We start from the raw sequence: 17,718 nt of genomic DNA on the forward strand, positions 1-17,718 counted from the left end.
AACATGAGTGAAGTCCACGCCCAGGCTCGAACCACCCCTCGTACGCGAGCGGAGATCAAGAATTCAGCCGCATCGTTGCTTGAGTTGGCAAAACGCTACAACATCAGCGTGGCAACCGCACGCAAGTGGAAACAGCGCGACAGCCCGGAGGATTTATCCCATCGCCCGCACAAGCTCTGCACCACGCTGACTCCGGCACAAGAGGCGATTGCCGTGGCCTTGCGAAGCCTGACGCTACTGGGATTGGATGACCTGGTCGCTGTGGTGCGCGAATTCATCAATCCAGACGTCTCTCGCTCTGGGCTGGATCGCTGTCTGCGCCGCCATGGCGTGGCCAATTTGCGTCAACTGCAAGCCCAGGCGCTGGCTGATGCCGGCCAGGTTGAGCCACAGGTCAAAACCTTCAAGGATTACGAACCTGGCTTCCTGCACATGGATATCAAGTACTTGCCGCGGATGCCTGACGAGAAAGAGCGACGTTACCTGTTTGTAGCCATCGACCGCGCCACACGCTGGGTGTTCATGCATATCTATGCCGACCAAAGTGAGCAAAGCAGCGTGGACTTTTTAAACCGGCTGGAACGCGCGGCACCGATGAAGATCGTCAAATTGCTCACTGACAACGGCAGTCAGTTCACCGACCGCTTCACCAGCAAAAAGCGTGAGCCAACCGGACGCCACGCCTTTGATGTCCGTTGCATGACGCTGAATATTGAGCACCGCCTGTGCCCGCCGCGCCACCCGCAGACAAACGGGATGGTTGAGCGCTTCAATGGCCGAATCAGTGAGGTGGTGAACCAGACCCGATTTGCTTCAGCGGCTGAGTTGGAGACAACGCTTAAGCGCTATGTGAACACTTACAACCAGCAGATTCCGCAGCGTGCGCTCAACCATCTTTCGCCCATTCAGGCGCTGAAAGAATGGCAGAAGAAAAAACCTGAATTGTTCAAGAAGCGCATTTATAACCAGGCGGGACTTGACAGATAACTTCAATGTCCGGGCTGCCATTGGAGTTCTGCAGGTCGGGCGAGCCACCTGCGCCGAACGACACATAGCTGCGTACGGTGTCGATACCTTCGCCGGGCATTTCCTGCACATGGTTGTTGACGCCATTGATGTAGTAAATGTCGTTGCCCACGCCGCCGTACAGAATGTCGTTGCCGTCGCCATACAAGGTATCGTTGCCGGCTTCGGCATACAGCACATCCACTTCGGTATTGGTGGTGCCATTCACCACATTGCCGTACAAGGTGTCGTCGCCAGCACCAGCGTACAGCGTGTCGATGCCTGTCCCACCCATCAGCACATTGTTGCCGCTATTGCCCAGCAGGGTATTGTTCACGCCATTGCTGCCCAGGCCAATCAAATGTGCCGAGCCTTGCAGTTCCAGCCGCTCCACTGCGCCAGATGCCACTTGCGTGGTCGGCATGCCAGCCAGCGGCACGCTCAGGCCCAGCGAAAACGAAATGTCGCTCTTGACCGTGTCCAGAGCAGTCGAGGGGGCGACATCCTCAATAATGCTGTTGGCCAGCCCGGCGCGGATGATGTAGGTGTCGGCGCCTGCACCGCCAAGCAGCTTGTCGTTGCCATCGGCGTACAGGGTGTCATTGCCATCGCCACCATACAGCCAATCCTGGGTGGCATCGGCCAGCACATTGGCGGCATTGCCATACAGCACATCGTCACCGCCTCCGCCTTGCAGGGTGTCGCTCCCAATGCTGCCCCACAGGGTATTGGCGCTGATATTCCCGATAATCAGATTATTCAGCGTATTACCGCCGGCTTGCAGGTTGACCGGGCCATTGGTCAGCGTGAGGTTTTCCACTTCACCGCTGATCAGCGGCGCGCCAGCCAGCGAGTTGTCCAGGGCAACCGACACTGCGCTGTACACGGTATCCACCCCTTGGCCGGCTTGCTCTACCACCGTGCTGGAGACATTGCCCAGGTAATACGCGTCATTGCCAAGACCACCGTACAATTGGTTGCTGGTGGTATTGCCGTCGGACAGGGTGTCGTTGCCATCCTCGCCATACAGATGGTCAAAGCCATCTGCATACAGCGCATCGTCCCCGGTGCCGCCATACAGCATATCCTGCCAGGTGGTGCTCAGGCTGCTGACCATATTGGCATAAATCGTGTCATTGCCAGCCCCGCCATACAGGCACTGCCGCGAAATTAGCTAAAAATCATACACCGTGCAACCTTCCCTTACGGTAGAATAGCGCGCACAACCAATTGATCAGTATGTAAAAATGACAAAAAAACCGCCCCTCTCAATACTCCAGTTCAATCCATAAAATTCACACCCTCATCACGTCCGTGGACTTCATTGCCCGACATCGCCAGGCTGCTCGCGACTTTACCCGCCGCGCCGTTTTCACCTTCGAGCGTGTCGTCGGCGTCTTGCTCGTCAATCTGATGCGCTCGCTGCAAGTCGAGCTTGATCAGTTCTTCTCCCGGATTTCCTTGCCCTTGGGCCGTCGCGCTCATGACGATGCTTTCCGCATGGCGCGCAAGAAGTTGCGTTGGCAAGCCTTTGTCGAACTTAACCAGGCGGTTCTGGCAGACCTCCATCCCGCACCAGATTGGCACGGCTTGCGTGTGGTTGCCTGCGATGGCACCACGCTTTATCTGCCCACCACACACCCTGACACCATCAGCAGCGGCCCAGATGGATTCAACTGCTACCACTCGCAGGGCGGCATCTACAGTCTTGCCCGCGCCAGCGCCTTGTGTGAAACCAGTTCAGGTCTGATTCTGCACGCCAGTCTGGCTGCCGACACCCGTGACGAACGCAGCATGTTGGCCGAACAGTTTGAGCATCTGCGCCCTGACGATTTGTTGGTGTTGGATCGCGGGTATCCGGCTTATTGGCTGTTTGCCTTGTTGCTGGCGCGCCAGCAACATTTCTGCATTCGTCTGCCACAGAGTTTTTCGCCACAGGTTCAGGCTTTTGTGGCGTCTGGTCAGGCTTGTGCTGTCATCAGGATGCAGCCTGGCCACGGGCAGCGCCAGGATTTTGTCCAGCACCAGCTGCCGATGGATGCATTCTCGGTGCGCCTGGTGCGTGTTCCGCTCAAAACAGGCCAGATTGAAATTCTGGCCACGTCGCTGCTGGATGCGTCACGCTGGCCCGCAGTAGACTTTGCAGCGCTGTATCAGCAACGCTGGCGCATCGAAGAGGCGTTCCGGCATCTCAAATGTCGCTTGCAACTGGAGCAGTTTGGCGGAGAGACGCCACAGGCGATTCGTCAGGAGTTCCACGCCTCAATCCTGTTGCACAATCTGACCATCATTGCCGCGCAGGATGTGTTGGCGGAACAGGAGCTGGATGCGGCCACGCTGGTGCCAAACCTGACTCATGCCACACATCTGGTGCGTTTGTATCTGCCGCAGTTGCTGGAAGACCCGGCATCAATCGACAGGATTGGGCCGGCCTTGTTTGCTGGAATTGCTGGGCAGATCAGCAAACGACGGCCTGGCAAGCCAGCGCCGCCACGTAAGCCGAACCGGAAGAAACCACGCCGTCACCGGGCTTATAAATGACGGTAGGGTCATGCGATGTGGCTATTTTCGCGGCAGTGGCCATACAGGGTGTCAGCACCTTGCAGACCAGTGATGATATTGTTGCCGGCATTGCCATACACAACATTGGAATTGTAATTGCCCATGCCGTTGATATTGCCTGTCCCGGTCAGGTACAGGACATCATCGCTTGGTGACAATGTGTAGTTGGTAGTGCTGCTGATGCTTGCCATGATTTTGTCCTTTTGTGTTATCTGCGGTTAGCCCGCGATTTCACTTTACCCATGGGCATCGGATGTTTTCAAGCTTGAGATTGTTTTCCATGCGTTACCAGCCGGTAATTATGAATTTTGCCGATTTTTTGTGAGTGTTTTTTATATAAACATAGGCTTTACGCATATGGGAATAGGGTTAACTTTGACGGGAAGCGGACGCTCCCCGCCACTGGGGCTGTCGACAAAACCCGCTTGAAAACCTCAATGGGATCATGAGCTTGAACGCTACCGCATGTTAATACAATGATCATTGTGGCCGTGCCGGCTGGCGCAGGCCCCGACTGATGGCCGACCTTGCGTTGCACAAAAACCACAGAAGCAGGCCAGGCAGCACACCACACACAGTAGACAGACGCCCTGCTTGTGTGCCGCCAAGTGGTGGCGAGCCCCCGGTTTTTAAGCAAAACCTACCCCAAAAGACAGGCAAAAAATCAGCATGATATGTCCTAAACCCTTGCTTAAATATAAAAAATAATTGAATTTTACGCATAAAGTTTATTTTTATTGCTCATTTTGTCATATCAGTGAAATTATGTTTATAGTTTTTTGTAGTTGCATTCATGAATTTGCAATAAGATTGCCCTGTGATGCGACAGCCGCGCCGTTCTGCCTGGGCCGCGCCTGGCCGTCGTCTTCCTGTCAACCTTCACACAAGAGCACACGCTCACCGCAAGGAAGCACCATGACGCTGATCTCCCGCCGTATTGTCCTGAACTGTCTGACCGCCAGCGTGCTGGCCGCCCTGGCCCCGTTGAGCCTGGCTGCCGACATGAAGTCGGTGGCTGTCACCGCCATTGTCGAACACCCGGCCCTGGATGCCGCCCGCAAAGGGGTGGAAGACGAACTGAAAGCCAATGGTTTTGAACCTGGCAAGCAGATCAAGTACCAGTTCCAGAGCGCACAAGGCAATGCCGCCACTGCCGGCCAGATTGCCCGCAAATTCATTGGCGACAATGTTGATGTGATCGTCGCCATTGCCACGCCTAGCGCCCAGGCTGCCGTGGCCGCCACCAAAACCGTGCCGGTGGTGTTTGCCGCCGTGACCGACCCGGTGGCCGCCAAGCTGGTGGGCAGCTGGAAAGCCAGCGGCACCAATGTCACCGGCGTGTCCGACATGCTGTCGCTGCCGCCGCAAATCGACCTGATCGAAAAGGTCAAGCCGGGTGCCAAGCGCATCGGCATGGTGTACAGCCCGGGTGAAGTGAACTCGGTGACCGTGGCCCGCGAACTGAAGGCCGAACTGGCCAAGCGCAACATGACCCTGGTGGAAGCCGCCGCGCCGCGTACCGTGGACGTGGCTCCGGCAGCCAAGAGCCTGGTGGGCAAGGTCGATGCCATTTACACCTCCACCGACAATAACGTGGTGTCCACCTACGAATCGCTGGTGCGCGTGGCCTCTGACGCCAAAATTCCGCTGATTGCCGCCGACACCGATTCGGTCAAGCGCGGTGCCATTGCCGCGCTGGGCATGAACTACTACGACATGGGCCGGCAAACCGGCAAGATCGTGGTGCGCATCCTCAAGGGCGAAAAGCCGGGTGACATCGCCCCGCAACTGGGCGACAAGACCTCGCTGACCGTCAACCCGACCGCCGCGCAAAAACAAGGCGCACCGCTGTCGCCGGCCTTGCTCAAAGAAGCCAAAGACACGGTAAAATAAGCGCTTGATCCAACGGCCTGCCGTTTGCGTTCCAAGCCTTGCCGGCCTGGTGTCCTACCCGACGCCCACGGTCGGCAGTCTGCCGCGCCCTACCGGGCGCGGTGTTCGTTTTTGTCGAGGTAACCATGTCACTCATCTCCCTGATGGGAGCGCTGGAAATTGGCCTGATCTTTGCCCTGGTGGCGCTGGGCGTGCTGATTTCGTTCCGTATCCTCAATTTTCCTGACCTCACCGCCGACGGCAGCTTTCCGCTGGGCGGCGCGGTGGCGGCCATCCTGATCGCCGGGGGCCAGTCGCCGTGGCTGGCCTGCGCCGCCGCCATGCTGGCCGGTGCCGGTGCCGGCTGGGTGACCGCCTGGCTGAATGTGCGGCTGAATATCCTGCAATTGCTGGCCAGCATTCTGGTGATGATTGCGCTGTATTCGATCAATCTGCGGGTGATGGGCGCGCCCAATGTGGCATTGATTGGCTCGCCCACGGTATTCAGCCCGCTGATCGGCGAAGCCTCCGAGCGCGCCATGTGGGTGCAGCCGGGCGTACTGGCGGCCATTGTGGTGGCGGCCAAGCTGCTGCTGGACGCCTACTTTGCCTCACAATCCGGCCTGGCCATGCGCGCTACCGGGGCCAACCCGCGCATGGCGCGCGCGCAGGGGATTTCCACCGACCGCGCCATCCTGTCCGGCATGGCCTTGTCCAATGCGCTGATTGCACTGGGCGGCGCGCTGTATGTGCAAACCCAGGGTGGGGCGGACATTTCCATGGGCGTGGGCACCATCGTGATTGGTCTGGCGGCAGTGATCATCGGCGAAACGCTGATTCCGTCGCGCTCGCTGTGGGTGATTACCCTGGCCACCGTGCTGGGGGCCATTTTGTACCGGCTGTTCATTGCCCTGGCGCTGGGGGCGGATTTCATTGGCCTGCAGGCGCAGGACCTGAACCTGGTGACTGCCTTGCTGGTTGGGCTGGCGCTGGTATTGCCCACGCTGAAAGCCAAACTGCGCAAAACCGTAAAGGGGAACCCGGCATGATGCACGCCAAAGGTCTGATCAAGACATTCAACCCCGGTACGCCGATTGAAAACCGCGTGCTGCGCGGGCTGGACCTGCACATCGAAACCGGCCAGTTTGTCACCGTGATCGGCAGTAACGGTGCCGGTAAGTCCACCTTCCTGAACGCCATCAGCGGCGACTTGCTGGTGGACAGCGGCAGCCTGCACCTGGACGGCCAGGACGTCACCCGGCAAAACGCCTGGCAGCGCGCCGGGCTGGTGGCGCGGGTGTTTCAGGATCCGATGGCCGGCACCTGCGAGGCGCTGACCATCGAAGAAAACCTGGCGCTGGCCTGGCAGCGCGGCGAAAAGCGCGGGCTGGGCCGCGCGGTGAAAGCCGAGTTGCGCGAGCTGTTTCGCGACAAGCTGTCCATCCTCAAGCTGGGCCTGGAAAACCGCCTGACCGACCGCATTGGTTTGTTGTCTGGCGGGCAGCGCCAGGCAGTCAGCCTGCTGATGGCCTCGCTCAAGCCCTCGCGCATGCTGCTGCTGGACGAACACACCGCCGCGCTCGACCCCAAAACCGCTGCCTTTGTGCTGGAGCTCACCGACCAGGTGGTGGCCGATGGCAAGTTGACCACACTGATGGTCACCCACTCGATGCGCCAGGCGCTGGACCACGGCGACCGCACCGTGATGCTGCATCAGGGCCGGGTGGTGCTGGATGTCAGCGGCGAAGAGCGCGCGCGCATGGATGTGCCCGACCTGCTGGCCATGTTTGAGCGTACCCGAGGGGAAACCATCACCGACGACGCCTTGCTGCTGGGCTGAGACAAGACGACGCACATGACCATCCCCGCCCAGGCGGGGGGATGGTCACCTCCTGGTGTGCTTTTCTGGCCCCCCCTGTATATCTTCCACCTGTTCAACTTGGCGCATCCCGATGCACACCCGAATTGGTTTTGACTGGCGCGATCTGGAAGTGTTTGTCGCTGCTGCCGAAAGCGGCAGCATTGCCCGCGCAGCCGAGCGTTGCCGGCTGGCCCCGTCGGCGGTCAGCAAACGGCTGTCTGATCTGGAGGCCGCACTGGGCACGCCCTTGCTGGCGCGGCATAACCGGGGCGTGCGCCCAAGCGCGGCAGGCCAGGCCTTGTTGCACCGCTCGCGTGGCCTGCTGGAAGAAGCGCGACGCATGGAGCGCGAGGTGCGCAGCTACGGCGAGGGGCTGAGTGGGCATGTGCGCCTGTTTGCCAATATTTCTGCCATTGTTGAGTACCTGCCGGCGGTGCTGGCCCAGTTTGCCCAGGCCTGGCCGGGCATCCGGGTAGAACTGGAAGAACATGTGTCCAGCCGGGTGGCGCAGGCGGTGGCGGAAGAAGTGGCCGATGTCGGGGTATTGAGCGATCTGGCGGCGTATGAGGGGGTGGACATGCTGCCGTGCTGGCGTGACGAACTGGCGCTGCTGGCCCCCGCCGGGCATGTGCTGGCGCGAGACGGGGGCGTGCGCTTTGCCCAGGTGCTCGACCATCCGATGGTGGGCCTGAAACCGGGCAGTAGCCTGCATGGCCGCCTGCTGCGCGCCGCTGCCGAGCGCGGGCGCGGCTTGCCACTGCAGGTGCAGGTGGGCAGTTTTGACGCCGTGTGCGCGATGATTGCCGCCGGCATGGGGGTGGGCATCATGCCCAGGGCGGCGTCGCTGCCGTATCTGGAAGCACTGGGGCTGGTGGCGGTGCGGCTGGACGAGGCCTGGGCCGAACATCAGCTGTATTTGTGTCGCCGCACCGACAGCCCGCTGCCACCCGCAGCGGCGCGGCTGTTTGCCCACCTGGCCGACACCGCCAGACTCCAGCCATAGCTGGGGCATGGCCTCTGGGCACCACAGGCCCCGGTCAGAATACCCCGCACGCCAGACCGCTGGCCAGCGCTGCGCCGAGTTCGCTGGCCTGAGCCAGTGCCGCTGCGTCGGGCTCGCCCACTACCCGCAAGGCCGGGCTGATGCTGCGCCAGCCATAGCCGATGGCAATCCGCTCAATCGCGGCCATCGCGCCACGCCCGTCGTTGCCGGCGCTGACCACGATGGCGTAGGGCAGCCCCTGGCAGCGGCCTTGCGCCGGGGTATAGGTCCGGTCAAGAAAGTCTTTGAGCAGGCCCGCCATATAGCCAAAGTTTTCCGGGGTGGCCAGTACCAGCGCGTGGGCGGCCAGCAGGGTGTCCAGCGTGGCATCAGGGGCCTGGCAGCAGTGCACCTGCACGCCGATTTCCTGCTGGGCGCGCGCACCGTCGGCCACCGCTTGCGCCAGCCGGGCGGTGCGTCCGGTCTGGCTGGCATACACAATCAGCAGGATTTTCTTATCCGCGCTCAAGGCCGGCGCGGCGGGGGGCATGGCACAGTCCGGGTTCATTTCTTCAGGAGGGTGTGTCATGTCCATGCAGTCCAGTGAAACCTATGTGTTTGATGCCCGAGGGGTGGCCAAGCGCTTCCGTCATGCAGCGATTTTTGGCGCGCTGGAAGCGTTGAACCACGGTGAAACCATACGCTTTTTGACATCCTCCCCGGCCTGAAGGCCGGAGATTCCTACGGCGCTCGGGCGCGGCATTGAACCGCCCCTGAGTCGCTTCGCTGGGTTCCTGCTGCTGGCGGCATGACCGCACCGCTCACTTCACAGGCTAGCCGGGCGTGTCCCGCCCTTGGCACATTGATCGCGCCGACCACATCGGCGTTTTCCTCGAAACCACACAGCACACACTCGAACCGGGCCTGCGTCTGGCGATTGTCCGCCGACACATGGCCGCAGCAGCGAAGCGGCGCATTTGCCGCTCTTGCTGGCCGTCTGGCCGCAATTCGTATTTGTAGGCTTGAAGGCGTTGCATACTGGTATTTTATACAGCCCACCCCCATCGACGGCAAGGACGGCTACGCCGTCCGCGCTATCCCCGCCCTGAACGGCGGGGCTTGCCGCGCACCGGGTCAACGACCACGATCCGCTGCCGCTGCTGGCACAAATCCAGCAGTGCTACGGCGAGCAGATTCAGGCGCACTACCAGCAGCGCGACGCCGGACAGGTGGTGATTGATTTTGCCGTGCGCATTCCGGATGCCGCACCTGCCAGCCGTTGTGGCGGCGGCGGGCATGGGTGCGGGTGCTCGGGTGGCTGAGTGTCGCGGACGGCAGCGGGCAAGGGGTTTCGCTGCCGTGTGACGGATGGCCCGGCGGGGCGTGTCAGTGCGCTGGCACCGGCCAGCGCTGGCAGCTGCCCACCGTGGCGTCGCCCGCCTTGCCGCATGGGGTGGCCACTGCCACCGGGTGTGGAATGCCCTCGGCGTCCATATCGGCAGCCACGGTATCCCAAGTGTGTACCCCGCGCTTGTTCAGGGTCAGGCGCAGCAGCCAGCCGCGTTTTTCGGCTGGGCGCTCAAAGCCGTCAAATACAAAATTACCCAGACTATAAATAATCGGCTTGCCCCGATAGGTTTCTGCCCCCTGGGTGACATGCGGATGGCCGCCGACCACGGCATCGGCACCGGCGTCAATCAGCGTGCGTGCCAGTTGGCGCTGGCGCGCGCTGGGCGTGGTTTCCCGCTCCCAGCCCCAGTGCATGAATGGAATCACCACATCGGCCCCGGCAGCGCGCGCAGCGCGGATGTCGGCCACCACCTGGGCGTCTTCGCTCCAGGCAATGCCGGGCTGGCTGGCCCCGGCCTCGAATGAGCGCGGCTTGAATTCGTTGTAGCTGAGCAGCGCCACGCGCAGACCGGATTTTTCCAGCCACAGCGGCGCGTGCGCCTCACGCAGATTGGCCCCGCCGCCAAAGTACGGCAGTTGCTGCTGTTTCAGCAGCGCCAGGGTTTCGGCAAACGCCGCTTTGCCGTAGTCGCCCGAGTGATTGTTGGCCAGCGCCACCGCATCGATATGGCGCTTGAGCACCGGCAACACCCTGGGGTGGGCGCGGAAGGTGTAAATCTTGCTGTCCAGCGCCTTGCCGGTGGTGGCCACCGGGCATTCCAGGTTGCCAATGGTGTAATCGCCATCGGCCAGCAGGCTGGCAAACGGGGCAAATGGGTCGCGGCCCGAGGCGATCACCTGGCCGGGGCCGTCATCGAGCATGATATCGCCCACCATCAAGAGGCGCACCTGGCCGGCATCGGCCTGGGCCAGCGCAACAGACAGGCCAAAAGCGGCCAGCAACAGGCCATGGAGCAATCGGGTCATCGGCGTTCACACCAGTAAAGCAGCTCACCATCGCGCACCGGCTCGTAAACGCGGTGCTGGCCGGTAAAGCCGTAGCCTCGGGCCGGCTGGGCGGCGGGCGGGAAAGGGTAGCTGGCCTGGTGAATCAACACCACGCCGTCTTCGTCGCGGTCAGCGTAGGTGTACACCTGCACGCTGGCCAGATCCGCCGGGCGGGTTTGCAGCACCACGCGAAAGCGGAAATACGAGCCCACCGCCACGCTGTCCACCCCATAGGGCGACACACTGGGCCGGGCGCGCAGGGTATGGGTTTCGCCACCATAGCTGTAATGACAGTCCACCGCCGGCACCGCCGCGTGGACAGGCAGGCTGGCGCACAGCAGCAGCGGCACAACAAGCCCGGCGCACAAGGCCGGACGAACAAGCAGGCGGAGCATGACAGGCACCGTAGAAAACACTCAGGCAGGCATCATACCAGTATCACTGCCTGGGGCGGCAGAGGGCTTGCTCCGTCCCGGCACAGACGGAAACCTGCCATCGGTCAGGGCGAGCGGGTGAAGACTTGGCAGGCAATGGCGCAATCTCCCCATCAGGCCAATCCCTGGCCTAGAATACAGCACCGTTGACCCTTTTTTGGTGAGCCCGCCATGCCCCATCTTGTGATTGAATATTCTGCCAATCTGGTCGGTTTTGATCCGCAGACCACCCTGAACCACGCCAATCAGATGCTGGATGCGGTTGGGCTGTTTCAGGAAATCGACATCAAAAGCCGCGCCCTGGCCTGTCCGGTGTTTCAGGTTGGCCTGGCCGACAGCGGACGTGGCTTTATGCATGCCCGCCTGGCGCTGATGCCAGGGCGCACCCCTCAGCAAAAATCCGATGTGTCGCAAGGCCTGCTGCATGTGCTGCGTCAGGCACTGCCGGTCTTGCCTCAGCTGCATGTGCAGCTCTCGGTGGAACTGTATGAACTGGACGCCAGCTGTTACGCCAAGGAAAGCATGCTGGGCGGCGAGCCCATGGGGAATTAGGGATGCGCTGATGGATTCAGAAAAACCGTTTTGCCAAAAACAAAACCCAGCAAAATCAAAAACCTGGATTCCCGCCTGCGCGGGAATGACCATTTTTTCAGCGTATCCTTAACAGGGCACGCTGGTTTATTCTGGTTTATTCTGGTTTATTCAGAAAAATCATTGTTGCAATCAGCAACACCCAGCAAAATCAACCGCCTGATTTCCCAACAAGGCAAGGCTCAGCCACGTCGCCGCAGCAGCCACAGCGCCAGGCCGGCAAATGCCAGAAACCCGAGCAGCGTCCACACTGGCATGGGCAGCCCCAGCAAGCGCCAGTTGATTTCGGCGCATTCGCCGCTGCCGCGAAACACTTTGGCCAGCATGTCGGCCAGCGGCATGGTTTCCAGCATGTAGTCCAGCCCTGGCCCGCAGGCGGGAATCTTGTCCGCCGGGGTGAACAGCTGCAGCTTGACCTGCCAGCCGGCCACGCCGGCACCGGCCAGCGCCGCCAGCAGGCTGAGACCGGCCCAGACCGCCTGCGACTTGCGGTAATGGGGGTCATGCCAGGCGGCCAGCAAGGCAATCAGGCCCAGGGCGATGACCGCCACCCGCTGAAAAATGCACAGCGGACAAGGCTCCAGCCCCAGGCCATGCTGGGCATAAAGGGCAAATGCCATCGCGGCGGCGCAGGCCAGCGCCAGAAACAGATAAACACGGCGTTGCGAGGGCAGGCGGTAATGCATCACGATAAAAAATTCCTTGGCAACCACAGAATTAGGCTGAATAAAAATCTGCAAGGCAGTGTGGCGCTGCGGCAGTTTTAGGGGATTCTACGCAATTCACCGGCTTAGTGGCCCCGGATCGGCGCAAGCTTCATCCGAGTGGCCAAACGCCAGCAGGTTCCCCGAGGCCTGGCGCATTCTGCCAGCCTGACCCCGTCAATACAGCACCGTCTCCGGGTCCAGGCTGCGCCACAGATACCAGGTGGCAACGGTGCGCCATGGCGCAAAGCGCTGGCCAAACTGGCGCAGCGCCTTGGGCGTGGGGCTGATGCCGTGCAGATAGTGCCGGCCCACCGCCCGCTGCAAGCCAATATCGTCCACCGGCCAGACATCAGCGCGCAGCTGGTTGAAAATCAGGAACATCTCGGCGCTCCAGCGGCCAATGCCGCGCACCGCCACCAGTGCATCAATCAGCGCCTGATCGTCCATCCGGGCAAAGCTGTCAGGGTCGAGCAAGCCATCGGCAAAGTGACGGGCCAGGTCGCGGGTGTATTCCACCTTGCGCCCGGACAGCCCGGCGTCGCGTAGCGCCACCTCCGGCACGGCCAGCAGCGCCTGCGGACTGAGCGCCGGCACGGCAGCCTGCAGCCGGCCCCATACGGCATCGGCGGCGCGGGTGGAAATTTGCTGGCCGACAATCGCCCGCACCAGGGTGACAAACGGCTCCCCGCGTGAATGCAGGTGTGCGTCAGGGTAGCGGCCAATCAGCTCGGCCAGCACCGGGTCGGCCTCGCTCAGTGCGGCACAGGCATCGCCCCAGTAGGCCGGCCTGGCTGCCTGATGGGTGGGGCTCATTCGCCGGCAACCGTCATGCGCGACAGCAGGATGGAACCGCAACGGGTGGCACCGCGCACCAGCTGGTCGCTGCCAATGGCGACGATGTCGCGGAACATGTCCTTGAGGTTGCCGGCGATGGTGATTTCTTCCACGGGGTAAGCCAGCACGCCGTTTTCCACCCAGAAGCCCGCTGCGCCGCGTGAGTAATCGCCAGTGACGGTGTTCACCCCGTGGCCCAGCAGCTCGGTGACCACCAGGCCGGTGCCCAGCTGTTGCAGCAGGCCGGCAAAGTCGGGGCCGGTGGCGTGGACGTGCAGATTGTGGCAGCCGCCGGCGTGGCCGGTGGTGGTCATGCCCAGCTTGCGTGCCGAGTAGGACGACAAGAAGTAGCCATTGACCACGCCTTGCGCCACCACGCTGCGTGCGCAGGTGGCCACGCCTTCGTTGTCAAACGCGCCAGAGGCAATGCCGCGTGGGATGAACGGGTCTTCGTCGATGCTGACCCGCGGAGCAAACACCTGCTGGCCCAGCGAATCCACCAGAAAGCTCATTTTGCGGTACAGCGCGCCGCCGCTGACGGCAGACACAAAATGGCCAATCAGCCCGGCGGCCAGCGGCGCTTCAAACAGCACCGGGTACTGGCCGGTTTTCACCCGGCGCGCGCCCAGCCGGCGCACGGCGCGCTCGCCGGCAATCCGGCCCACGGTAGCGGCATCAAGCAGGTCTTCGGGATGGCGGGCGCTGCTGTACCAGTAGTCGCGCTGCATGTCGCCGTTCTGTTCGGCAATCAGCGTGGCCGACAGGCTGTGGCGGCTGCCCTGATGGCCGTGGCAAAAGCCGTGGCTGTTGGCGTAGACAAACTGGCTGACCTGGGTATTGACGCTGGCACCTTCCGAGTTGTTCACCCGGTTGTCCACGGCCTGGCCGGCGGCTTCGGTGGCGCAGGCCAGGGCAATGGCGTCTTCTACCGGCAAATCCCAGCGGTGACACAGCGACAGGTCAGGAAATTCGGTGGCCAGCCGGGCCGGGTCAGCCAGGCCGGCAAACGGGTCGGCAGCGGTGAAGCGGGCAATGTTCAGCGCGGCCTTGACGGTGTCTTCCAGCGCGGCGGATGAAAAATCCGAACTGCTGGCGTGGCCTTTGCTCTGGCCCAGGTAAACCGTCACCCCCACGCCCTTGTCGCCGGTGTATTCGATGGTTTCCACTTCACCCAGCCGCACGCTGACGGCCTGGCCAATGCCTTCAGACACTTCGGCCTCGGCGGCAGTGGCACCGTGGCGGCGGGCCAGATCCAGCACTTGCGTGGCAAGGTCGGCAAGCTGGGCTTGACTATAGTTCAGGGAGCTGGCGGATTCGGTCATGATCACAGTCGCAATGGGTTGGCAAATGCCCGCAAGCGTGCCGGATTTACCGGGCAGTCCGCAAGAGTGGGCAGGGTTCCTGTATCATACCAGTCTTAGTCTTTTCCCCAAGCACCATGACAACATCGATCCAACCCCGCCAGCCGGACGAAACGCTGGTCAGCAAGTCGCAAAAAAAGCGCGAAATGGACGCCCTGCAGGATTTGGGCAAAGCCCTGATCGGCCTGTCCAACGACACCCTGAAAACCATGCCGATCCCCGACGCGCTGCGCGAAGCCGTGCTCGAACACAAGCGGCTGAACGCCCACGGCGCGCTACGCCGCCAGCTGCAGTACATCGGCAAGCTGATGCGCAATGTCGATCCGGCCCCGATTGAAGCCCGTCTGGCGGTGCTGCGCGGCGAATCCGACCAGCACACCGGCTGGATGCACCGGCTGGAGCGCTGGCGCGAACGCCTGCTGGCCGAAGACAAGGCGCTGGACGCCCTGCTGGCCGAATACCCCGGCATCGACGTACAAACCCTGCGCACCCAGATCCGCAATGCCCGCCGCGAACAGGCCGACAACAAGCCGCCCAAGGCGTTCCGCATGGTGTTCAAGCTGCTCAAGGACATTATTCCCGAGCCTGGCGGTCCGGTAAAACCGGCGCGCCCGGAGGATGACGACGAGGACGCCGCATGAGCCAGCTGGTGAAAATTGGTCTGGTGTCGGTCAGTGACCGCGCCAGCCAGGGGGTGTACGAAGACAAGGGCCTGCCGGCGCTGCGCGACTGGCTGAAACAGGTAATCACCACCCCGGTGGAGTTTGAAGCCCGGCTGATTGCCGATGAACAGGATGATATCCAGGCCACGCTGATTGACCTGGTTGACCACCAGGGCTGCCATCTGGTGCTGACCACCGGCGGCACTGGCCCGGCCCCGCGCGACGTGACCCCGGACGCCACCCTGGCGGTGGCCGACCGGGTGATGCCCGGCTTTGGTGAGCAGATGCGCCAGATCAGCTTGGCCTTTGTGCCCACCGCCATCCTGTCGCGTCAGGTGGGGGTGATTCGCAAGCAGGCGCTGATTCTCAACCTGCCCGGCCAACCCAAAGCCATTGCCGAAACCCTGGAAGGCCTGCGCAACGCCGAGGGCCAGGTCACCGTGCCGGGGATTTTTGCCGCCGTGCCCTACTGTCTGGACCTGATTGGCGCACCGTGGATCGACACCGACCCGGCGCGGGTCAAGGCTTTCCGCCCGAAATCTGCCGTTCGGCCCGCCTGAGCCACCATGGCCGCCGTGTTGCACGCCTCGGCCTACCAGGCCCCGCGCTGGCTGCCCGACGGGCACAGTCAGACGATCTACCCGGCGCTGTGCCTGCGCTTGCCGCTGCCGGCCTACCGGCGGGAAATCTGGCCCACCCCGGATCACGGCCAGATTGCCGTGGACTGGCTGGACAGCCCGACACCGCACACGCCGCTGGTGCTGCTGCTGCACGGGCTGGAAGGCAGCAGCCACAGCCATTACGCCAAAGCCCTGATGCACGCGGTGGCTCAACGCGGCTGGCAGGGCGCGGTGGCGCATTTTCGGGGCTGCGGCGGGCTGGCAAACACCTTGCCGCGCGCCTACCACGCCGGAGACTCTGCCGAAGTGGCCTGGATACTGGCCCGACTGGCCCACGCGGGCCGGCCACTGTATGTAGTGGGGGTGTCACTGGGCGGCAATATGCTGCTCAAGCACCTGGGCGAGGCGGGCGACTGCGCCCAACTCACTGCGGCAGCAGCGGTGTCGGCACCGCTTGACCTGGCCGCTGCCGGAGCCCGGCTGGATCAGGGGTTGTCCCGGCAGATTTACACCCGGATGTTTCTGCGCACGCTCAAACCGGCCAGCCTGGCCACCGCCCAACGCCACCCCGGCCTGCTTGATCCCGCCCAGATTCGCCGCTGCCGCAGTTTCCGGGCGTTTGACGACCACGTCACCGCCCCACTGCACGGCTTTGCCGGGGTGGACGACTACTGGGCGCGCGCCTCGGCCAAGCCCTGGCTGAGCCGGATTGCCCGGCCCACTCTGGTGCTGAACGCTGGCAACGACCCGTTCTTGCCCGCTCACGCCTTGCCCGGCCCCGAACAGGCCAGCGCCGCCGTCACCCTGGAATACCCGACCAGCGGCGGCCATGTTGGTTTTGTCTCCGGCGCGTTTCCCGGCCACCTCGACTGGCTGTCGCACCGCCTGCTGGATTTTTTTGCCACCCATGCCCTGCATTAACTGGATGCTCTGCCCATGTCCGACATTCTGAACACCATTGTTGCCACCAAACGGCGCGAAGTGGCGGCTGACCAGCTCAGCCGCCCGCTGGCGGAACTGACCGCCGCCGCCCGCGATGCCGGCCCCACCCGCGATTTTGTCGGTGCCCTGCGCGCCAAGCTGGCCGCCGGCCTGCCGGCAGTGATTGCCGAAGTGAAAAAGGCCAGCCCAAGCAAGGGGGTGATCCGCGCCGACTTCGACCCGGCGGCGATTGCCGCCAGCTACGCCGCCCACGGTGCCGCCTGCCTGTCGGTGCTGACCGATCGCGACTATTTCCAGGGCTCGCCCGCCTACCTGCAGGCTGCCCGCGCCGCCTGCCCGCTGCCGGTGCTGCGCAAGGACTTCATCATCGATCCGTACCAGATTGTTGACGCCAGGGCCATGGGCGCAGACTGCATCCTGCTGATTGCCGCCGTGCTCGACGCGGCGCAGATGCAGGCATTTGAACAACAGGCCAATGAACTGGGCATGGCTGTGCTGGTAGAAGTACACAATGCCGCCGAGCTGGAACAGGCGCTCACCCTGCGCACGCCGCTGATTGGGGTGAACAACCGCAATCTGCGCACCTTTGAAGTGAACCTCGACACCACGCTGGACCTGCTGCCGGCCATTGGCCCCCAGCGGATTGCCGTCACCGAAAGCGGCATTGCCAGCGCCGCTGACGTGGCCCGCATGCGCGCCGCCCAGGTGCACACCTTTCTGGTGGGCGAGGCTTTCATGCGTGAAGCCAACCCTGGTGAAGCGCTGGCGCGCCTGTTTGCCTGAATTGATGGCGCTGGATTAAACCCCGGGCAAGATTGGCTGCACCGTTGCCCGGCCAGCCACTACACTGACAGAAACCGCCCAAGTACGCGGCATTCACCCCCCACG

At 62.6% G+C, this 17,718-nt stretch carries 22 protein-coding genes and 1 pseudogene; 13 read left to right on the plus strand and 10 right to left on the minus strand.

The window, feature by feature from the left end:
• The first annotated feature begins 3 nt into the window (after positions 1–3).
• Positions 4–987 carry an IS481 family transposase gene (locus tag BXU06_RS08845; protein WP_077298762.1) on the plus strand — a complete coding sequence of 328 codons (984 nt, stop codon included), beginning with the start codon at positions 4–6 and terminating at the stop codon, positions 985–987.
• On the opposite strand, the gene BXU06_RS08850 is transcribed toward BXU06_RS08845, so the two are convergent.
• Positions 947–2,122, minus strand: coding sequence for a calcium-binding protein (locus tag BXU06_RS08850; RefSeq protein WP_077298764.1), 1,176 nt, complete (start codon positions 2,120–2,122; stop codon positions 947–949). The two genes, BXU06_RS08845 and BXU06_RS08850, sit on opposite strands and share 41 nt — an antisense overlap.
• 197 nt (positions 2,123–2,319) lie before the next feature.
• On the opposite strand from BXU06_RS08850, the gene BXU06_RS08855 reads away from it, so the two are divergent.
• A complete protein-coding gene (locus tag BXU06_RS08855) occupies positions 2,320–3,546 on the plus strand; it encodes an IS4 family transposase (protein WP_171982090.1) in 1,227 nt (408 codons plus the stop codon).
• Between the two features lie 8 nt (positions 3,547–3,554).
• On the opposite strand, the gene BXU06_RS08860 is transcribed toward BXU06_RS08855, so the two are convergent.
• The gene (locus tag BXU06_RS08860; protein WP_077298766.1) at positions 3,555–3,758 is read right to left on the minus strand and encodes a hypothetical protein; all 204 of its coding nucleotides are present in this window, start codon (positions 3,756–3,758) and stop codon (positions 3,555–3,557) included.
• Positions 3,759–4,482: 724 nt separating this feature from the next.
• On the opposite strand from BXU06_RS08860, the gene BXU06_RS08865 reads away from it, so the two are divergent.
• The 4 genes from BXU06_RS08865 to BXU06_RS08880 all read left to right on the plus strand — a co-directional run bounded on the left by BXU06_RS08865 (position 4,483) and on the right by BXU06_RS08880 (position 8,303).
• Entirely contained in the window at positions 4,483–5,460 is a 978-nt protein-coding gene (locus BXU06_RS08865) for an ABC transporter substrate-binding protein (RefSeq protein WP_077298768.1), read from the plus strand.
• 125 nt (positions 5,461–5,585) lie between these two features.
• Positions 5,586–6,488 (plus strand): ABC transporter permease, encoded by a 903-nt coding sequence (locus BXU06_RS08870; RefSeq protein WP_077298770.1) that lies wholly within the window; start codon positions 5,586–5,588, stop codon positions 6,486–6,488.
• Positions 6,485–7,279: an ABC transporter ATP-binding protein gene (locus BXU06_RS08875; RefSeq protein ID WP_077298772.1), complete on the plus strand. Its 795-nt coding sequence runs from the start codon at positions 6,485–6,487 to the stop codon at positions 7,277–7,279. Before BXU06_RS08870 ends, BXU06_RS08875 begins: the two co-directional genes overlap by 4 nt.
• Before the next feature lie 112 nt (positions 7,280–7,391).
• A complete protein-coding gene (locus tag BXU06_RS08880) occupies positions 7,392–8,303 on the plus strand; it encodes a LysR family transcriptional regulator (RefSeq protein ID WP_150125164.1) in 912 nt (303 codons plus the stop codon).
• A gap of 34 nt (positions 8,304–8,337) precedes the next feature.
• On the opposite strand, the gene BXU06_RS08885 is transcribed toward BXU06_RS08880, so the two are convergent.
• Positions 8,338–8,871 carry a flavodoxin family protein gene (locus BXU06_RS08885; RefSeq protein ID WP_253189429.1) on the minus strand — a complete coding sequence of 178 codons (534 nt, stop codon included), beginning with the start codon at positions 8,869–8,871 and terminating at the stop codon, positions 8,338–8,340.
• On the opposite strand from BXU06_RS08885, the gene BXU06_RS08890 reads away from it, so the two are divergent.
• The gene (locus tag BXU06_RS08890) at positions 8,870–9,010 is read left to right on the plus strand and encodes a DUF2249 domain-containing protein (protein WP_253189430.1); all 141 of its coding nucleotides are present in this window, start codon (positions 8,870–8,872) and stop codon (positions 9,008–9,010) included. The genes BXU06_RS08885 and BXU06_RS08890 overlap by 2 nt on opposite strands.
• Before the next feature lie 13 nt (positions 9,011–9,023).
• On the opposite strand, the gene BXU06_RS18610 is transcribed toward BXU06_RS08890, so the two are convergent.
• Both BXU06_RS18610 and BXU06_RS18615 read right to left on the minus strand, forming a co-directional pair.
• Positions 9,024–9,233, minus strand: coding sequence for a transposase (locus BXU06_RS18610; RefSeq protein WP_216352452.1), 210 nt, complete (start codon positions 9,231–9,233; stop codon positions 9,024–9,026).
• A 41-nt stretch (positions 9,234–9,274) separates the two neighbouring features.
• Positions 9,275–9,319 (minus strand): annotated as a pseudogene (locus BXU06_RS18615) (hypothetical protein); the annotation flags it as partial.
• Positions 9,320–9,451: 132 nt separating this feature from the next.
• Here BXU06_RS18615 and BXU06_RS18620 point away from each other — a divergent pair.
• The gene (locus BXU06_RS18620; RefSeq protein WP_374754329.1) at positions 9,452–9,604 is read left to right on the plus strand and encodes a hypothetical protein; all 153 of its coding nucleotides are present in this window, start codon (positions 9,452–9,454) and stop codon (positions 9,602–9,604) included.
• A 64-nt stretch (positions 9,605–9,668) separates the two neighbouring features.
• Here the strand turns inward: BXU06_RS18620 and BXU06_RS08905 are convergent, their stop codons facing one another.
• Together BXU06_RS08905 and BXU06_RS08910 are read right to left on the minus strand one after the other, a co-directional pair.
• Positions 9,669–10,658 (minus strand): CapA family protein, encoded by a 990-nt coding sequence (locus BXU06_RS08905; RefSeq protein ID WP_077298776.1) that lies wholly within the window; start codon positions 10,656–10,658, stop codon positions 9,669–9,671.
• Entirely contained in the window at positions 10,655–11,074 is a 420-nt protein-coding gene (locus BXU06_RS08910; RefSeq protein WP_077298778.1) for a hypothetical protein, read from the minus strand. The genes BXU06_RS08905 and BXU06_RS08910 overlap by 4 nt, the downstream gene beginning before the upstream one ends.
• A 210-nt stretch (positions 11,075–11,284) precedes the next feature.
• Between BXU06_RS08910 and BXU06_RS08915 the strand changes: the two genes are divergently transcribed.
• Positions 11,285–11,665, plus strand: coding sequence for a 5-carboxymethyl-2-hydroxymuconate Delta-isomerase (locus BXU06_RS08915; RefSeq protein WP_077298780.1), 381 nt, complete (start codon positions 11,285–11,287; stop codon positions 11,663–11,665).
• 221 nt (positions 11,666–11,886) lie between these two features.
• On the opposite strand, the gene BXU06_RS08920 is transcribed toward BXU06_RS08915, so the two are convergent.
• The 3 genes from BXU06_RS08920 to pmbA form a co-directional block, all read right to left on the minus strand.
• Positions 11,887–12,390 (minus strand): disulfide bond formation protein B, encoded by a 504-nt coding sequence (locus BXU06_RS08920; RefSeq protein ID WP_077302778.1) that lies wholly within the window; start codon positions 12,388–12,390, stop codon positions 11,887–11,889.
• 195 nt (positions 12,391–12,585) lie between these two features.
• Entirely contained in the window at positions 12,586–13,224 is a 639-nt protein-coding gene (locus tag BXU06_RS08925) for a DNA-3-methyladenine glycosylase (RefSeq protein ID WP_077298782.1), read from the minus strand.
• Complete coding sequence (pmbA, locus tag BXU06_RS08930; protein ID WP_077298784.1) at positions 13,221–14,567, minus strand: metalloprotease PmbA; 1,347 nt, start codon at positions 14,565–14,567, stop codon at positions 13,221–13,223. The genes BXU06_RS08925 and pmbA overlap by 4 nt, the downstream gene beginning before the upstream one ends.
• Before the next feature lie 116 nt (positions 14,568–14,683).
• On the opposite strand from pmbA, the gene yjgA reads away from it, so the two are divergent.
• From yjgA to trpC, 4 genes are read left to right on the plus strand one after another with little or no spacing between them, the layout of a single operon-like run.
• On the plus strand, positions 14,684–15,247 hold the full coding sequence (gene yjgA, locus BXU06_RS08935; protein ID WP_077298786.1) for a ribosome biogenesis factor YjgA: 564 nt from the start codon (positions 14,684–14,686) through the stop codon (positions 15,245–15,247).
• Complete coding sequence (gene mog, locus BXU06_RS08940; RefSeq protein WP_077298788.1) at positions 15,244–15,828, plus strand: molybdopterin adenylyltransferase; 585 nt, start codon at positions 15,244–15,246, stop codon at positions 15,826–15,828. Before yjgA ends, mog begins: the two co-directional genes overlap by 4 nt.
• 6 nt (positions 15,829–15,834) lie before the next feature.
• The gene (locus BXU06_RS08945) at positions 15,835–16,809 is read left to right on the plus strand and encodes a YheT family hydrolase (protein WP_077298790.1); all 975 of its coding nucleotides are present in this window, start codon (positions 15,835–15,837) and stop codon (positions 16,807–16,809) included.
• A 15-nt stretch (positions 16,810–16,824) separates the two neighbouring features.
• Positions 16,825–17,613 carry an indole-3-glycerol phosphate synthase TrpC gene (gene trpC / locus BXU06_RS08950; protein ID WP_077298792.1) on the plus strand — a complete coding sequence of 263 codons (789 nt, stop codon included), beginning with the start codon at positions 16,825–16,827 and terminating at the stop codon, positions 17,611–17,613.
• Positions 17,614–17,718: the final 105 nt, after the last annotated feature.

Source organism: Aquaspirillum sp. LM1, assembly GCF_002002905.1.
GTDB lineage: Bacteria > Pseudomonadota > Gammaproteobacteria > Burkholderiales > Aquaspirillaceae > Rivihabitans.

What these genes read in the sequence shown, in the direction of transcription:
- BXU06_RS08845 (WP_077298762.1), top strand. Translation starts at nt 4, where the DNA reads ATGAGTGAAGTCCACGCCCAGGCTCGAACCACCCCTCGTACGCGAGCG.
- BXU06_RS08850 (WP_077298764.1), bottom strand. Translation starts at nt 2,122, where the DNA reads ATGGTCAGCAGCCTGAGCACCACCTGGCAGGATATGCTGTATGGCGGC.
- BXU06_RS08860 (WP_077298766.1), bottom strand. Translation starts at nt 3,758, where the DNA reads ATGGCAAGCATCAGCAGCACTACCAACTACACATTGTCACCAAGCGAT.
- BXU06_RS08865 (WP_077298768.1), top strand. Translation starts at nt 4,483, where the DNA reads ATGACGCTGATCTCCCGCCGTATTGTCCTGAACTGTCTGACCGCCAGC.
- BXU06_RS08870 (WP_077298770.1), top strand. Translation starts at nt 5,586, where the DNA reads ATGTCACTCATCTCCCTGATGGGAGCGCTGGAAATTGGCCTGATCTTT.
- BXU06_RS08875 (WP_077298772.1), top strand. Translation starts at nt 6,485, where the DNA reads ATGATGCACGCCAAAGGTCTGATCAAGACATTCAACCCCGGTACGCCG.
- BXU06_RS08880 (WP_150125164.1), top strand. Translation starts at nt 7,392, where the DNA reads ATGCACACCCGAATTGGTTTTGACTGGCGCGATCTGGAAGTGTTTGTC.
- BXU06_RS08890 (WP_253189430.1), top strand. Translation starts at nt 8,870, where the DNA reads ATGTCCATGCAGTCCAGTGAAACCTATGTGTTTGATGCCCGAGGGGTG.
- BXU06_RS08885 (WP_253189429.1), bottom strand. Translation starts at nt 8,871, where the DNA reads ATGACACACCCTCCTGAAGAAATGAACCCGGACTGTGCCATGCCCCCC.
- BXU06_RS08905 (WP_077298776.1), bottom strand. Translation starts at nt 10,658, where the DNA reads ATGACCCGATTGCTCCATGGCCTGTTGCTGGCCGCTTTTGGCCTGTCT.
- BXU06_RS08910 (WP_077298778.1), bottom strand. Translation starts at nt 11,074, where the DNA reads ATGCTCCGCCTGCTTGTTCGTCCGGCCTTGTGCGCCGGGCTTGTTGTG.
- BXU06_RS08915 (WP_077298780.1), top strand. Translation starts at nt 11,285, where the DNA reads ATGCCCCATCTTGTGATTGAATATTCTGCCAATCTGGTCGGTTTTGAT.
- BXU06_RS08920 (WP_077302778.1), bottom strand. Translation starts at nt 12,390, where the DNA reads ATGCATTACCGCCTGCCCTCGCAACGCCGTGTTTATCTGTTTCTGGCG.
- BXU06_RS08925 (WP_077298782.1), bottom strand. Translation starts at nt 13,224, where the DNA reads ATGAGCCCCACCCATCAGGCAGCCAGGCCGGCCTACTGGGGCGATGCC.
- pmbA (WP_077298784.1), bottom strand. Translation starts at nt 14,567, where the DNA reads ATGACCGAATCCGCCAGCTCCCTGAACTATAGTCAAGCCCAGCTTGCC.
- yjgA (WP_077298786.1), top strand. Translation starts at nt 14,684, where the DNA reads ATGACAACATCGATCCAACCCCGCCAGCCGGACGAAACGCTGGTCAGC.
- mog (WP_077298788.1), top strand. Translation starts at nt 15,244, where the DNA reads ATGAGCCAGCTGGTGAAAATTGGTCTGGTGTCGGTCAGTGACCGCGCC.
- BXU06_RS08945 (WP_077298790.1), top strand. Translation starts at nt 15,835, where the DNA reads ATGGCCGCCGTGTTGCACGCCTCGGCCTACCAGGCCCCGCGCTGGCTG.
- trpC (WP_077298792.1), top strand. Translation starts at nt 16,825, where the DNA reads ATGTCCGACATTCTGAACACCATTGTTGCCACCAAACGGCGCGAAGTG.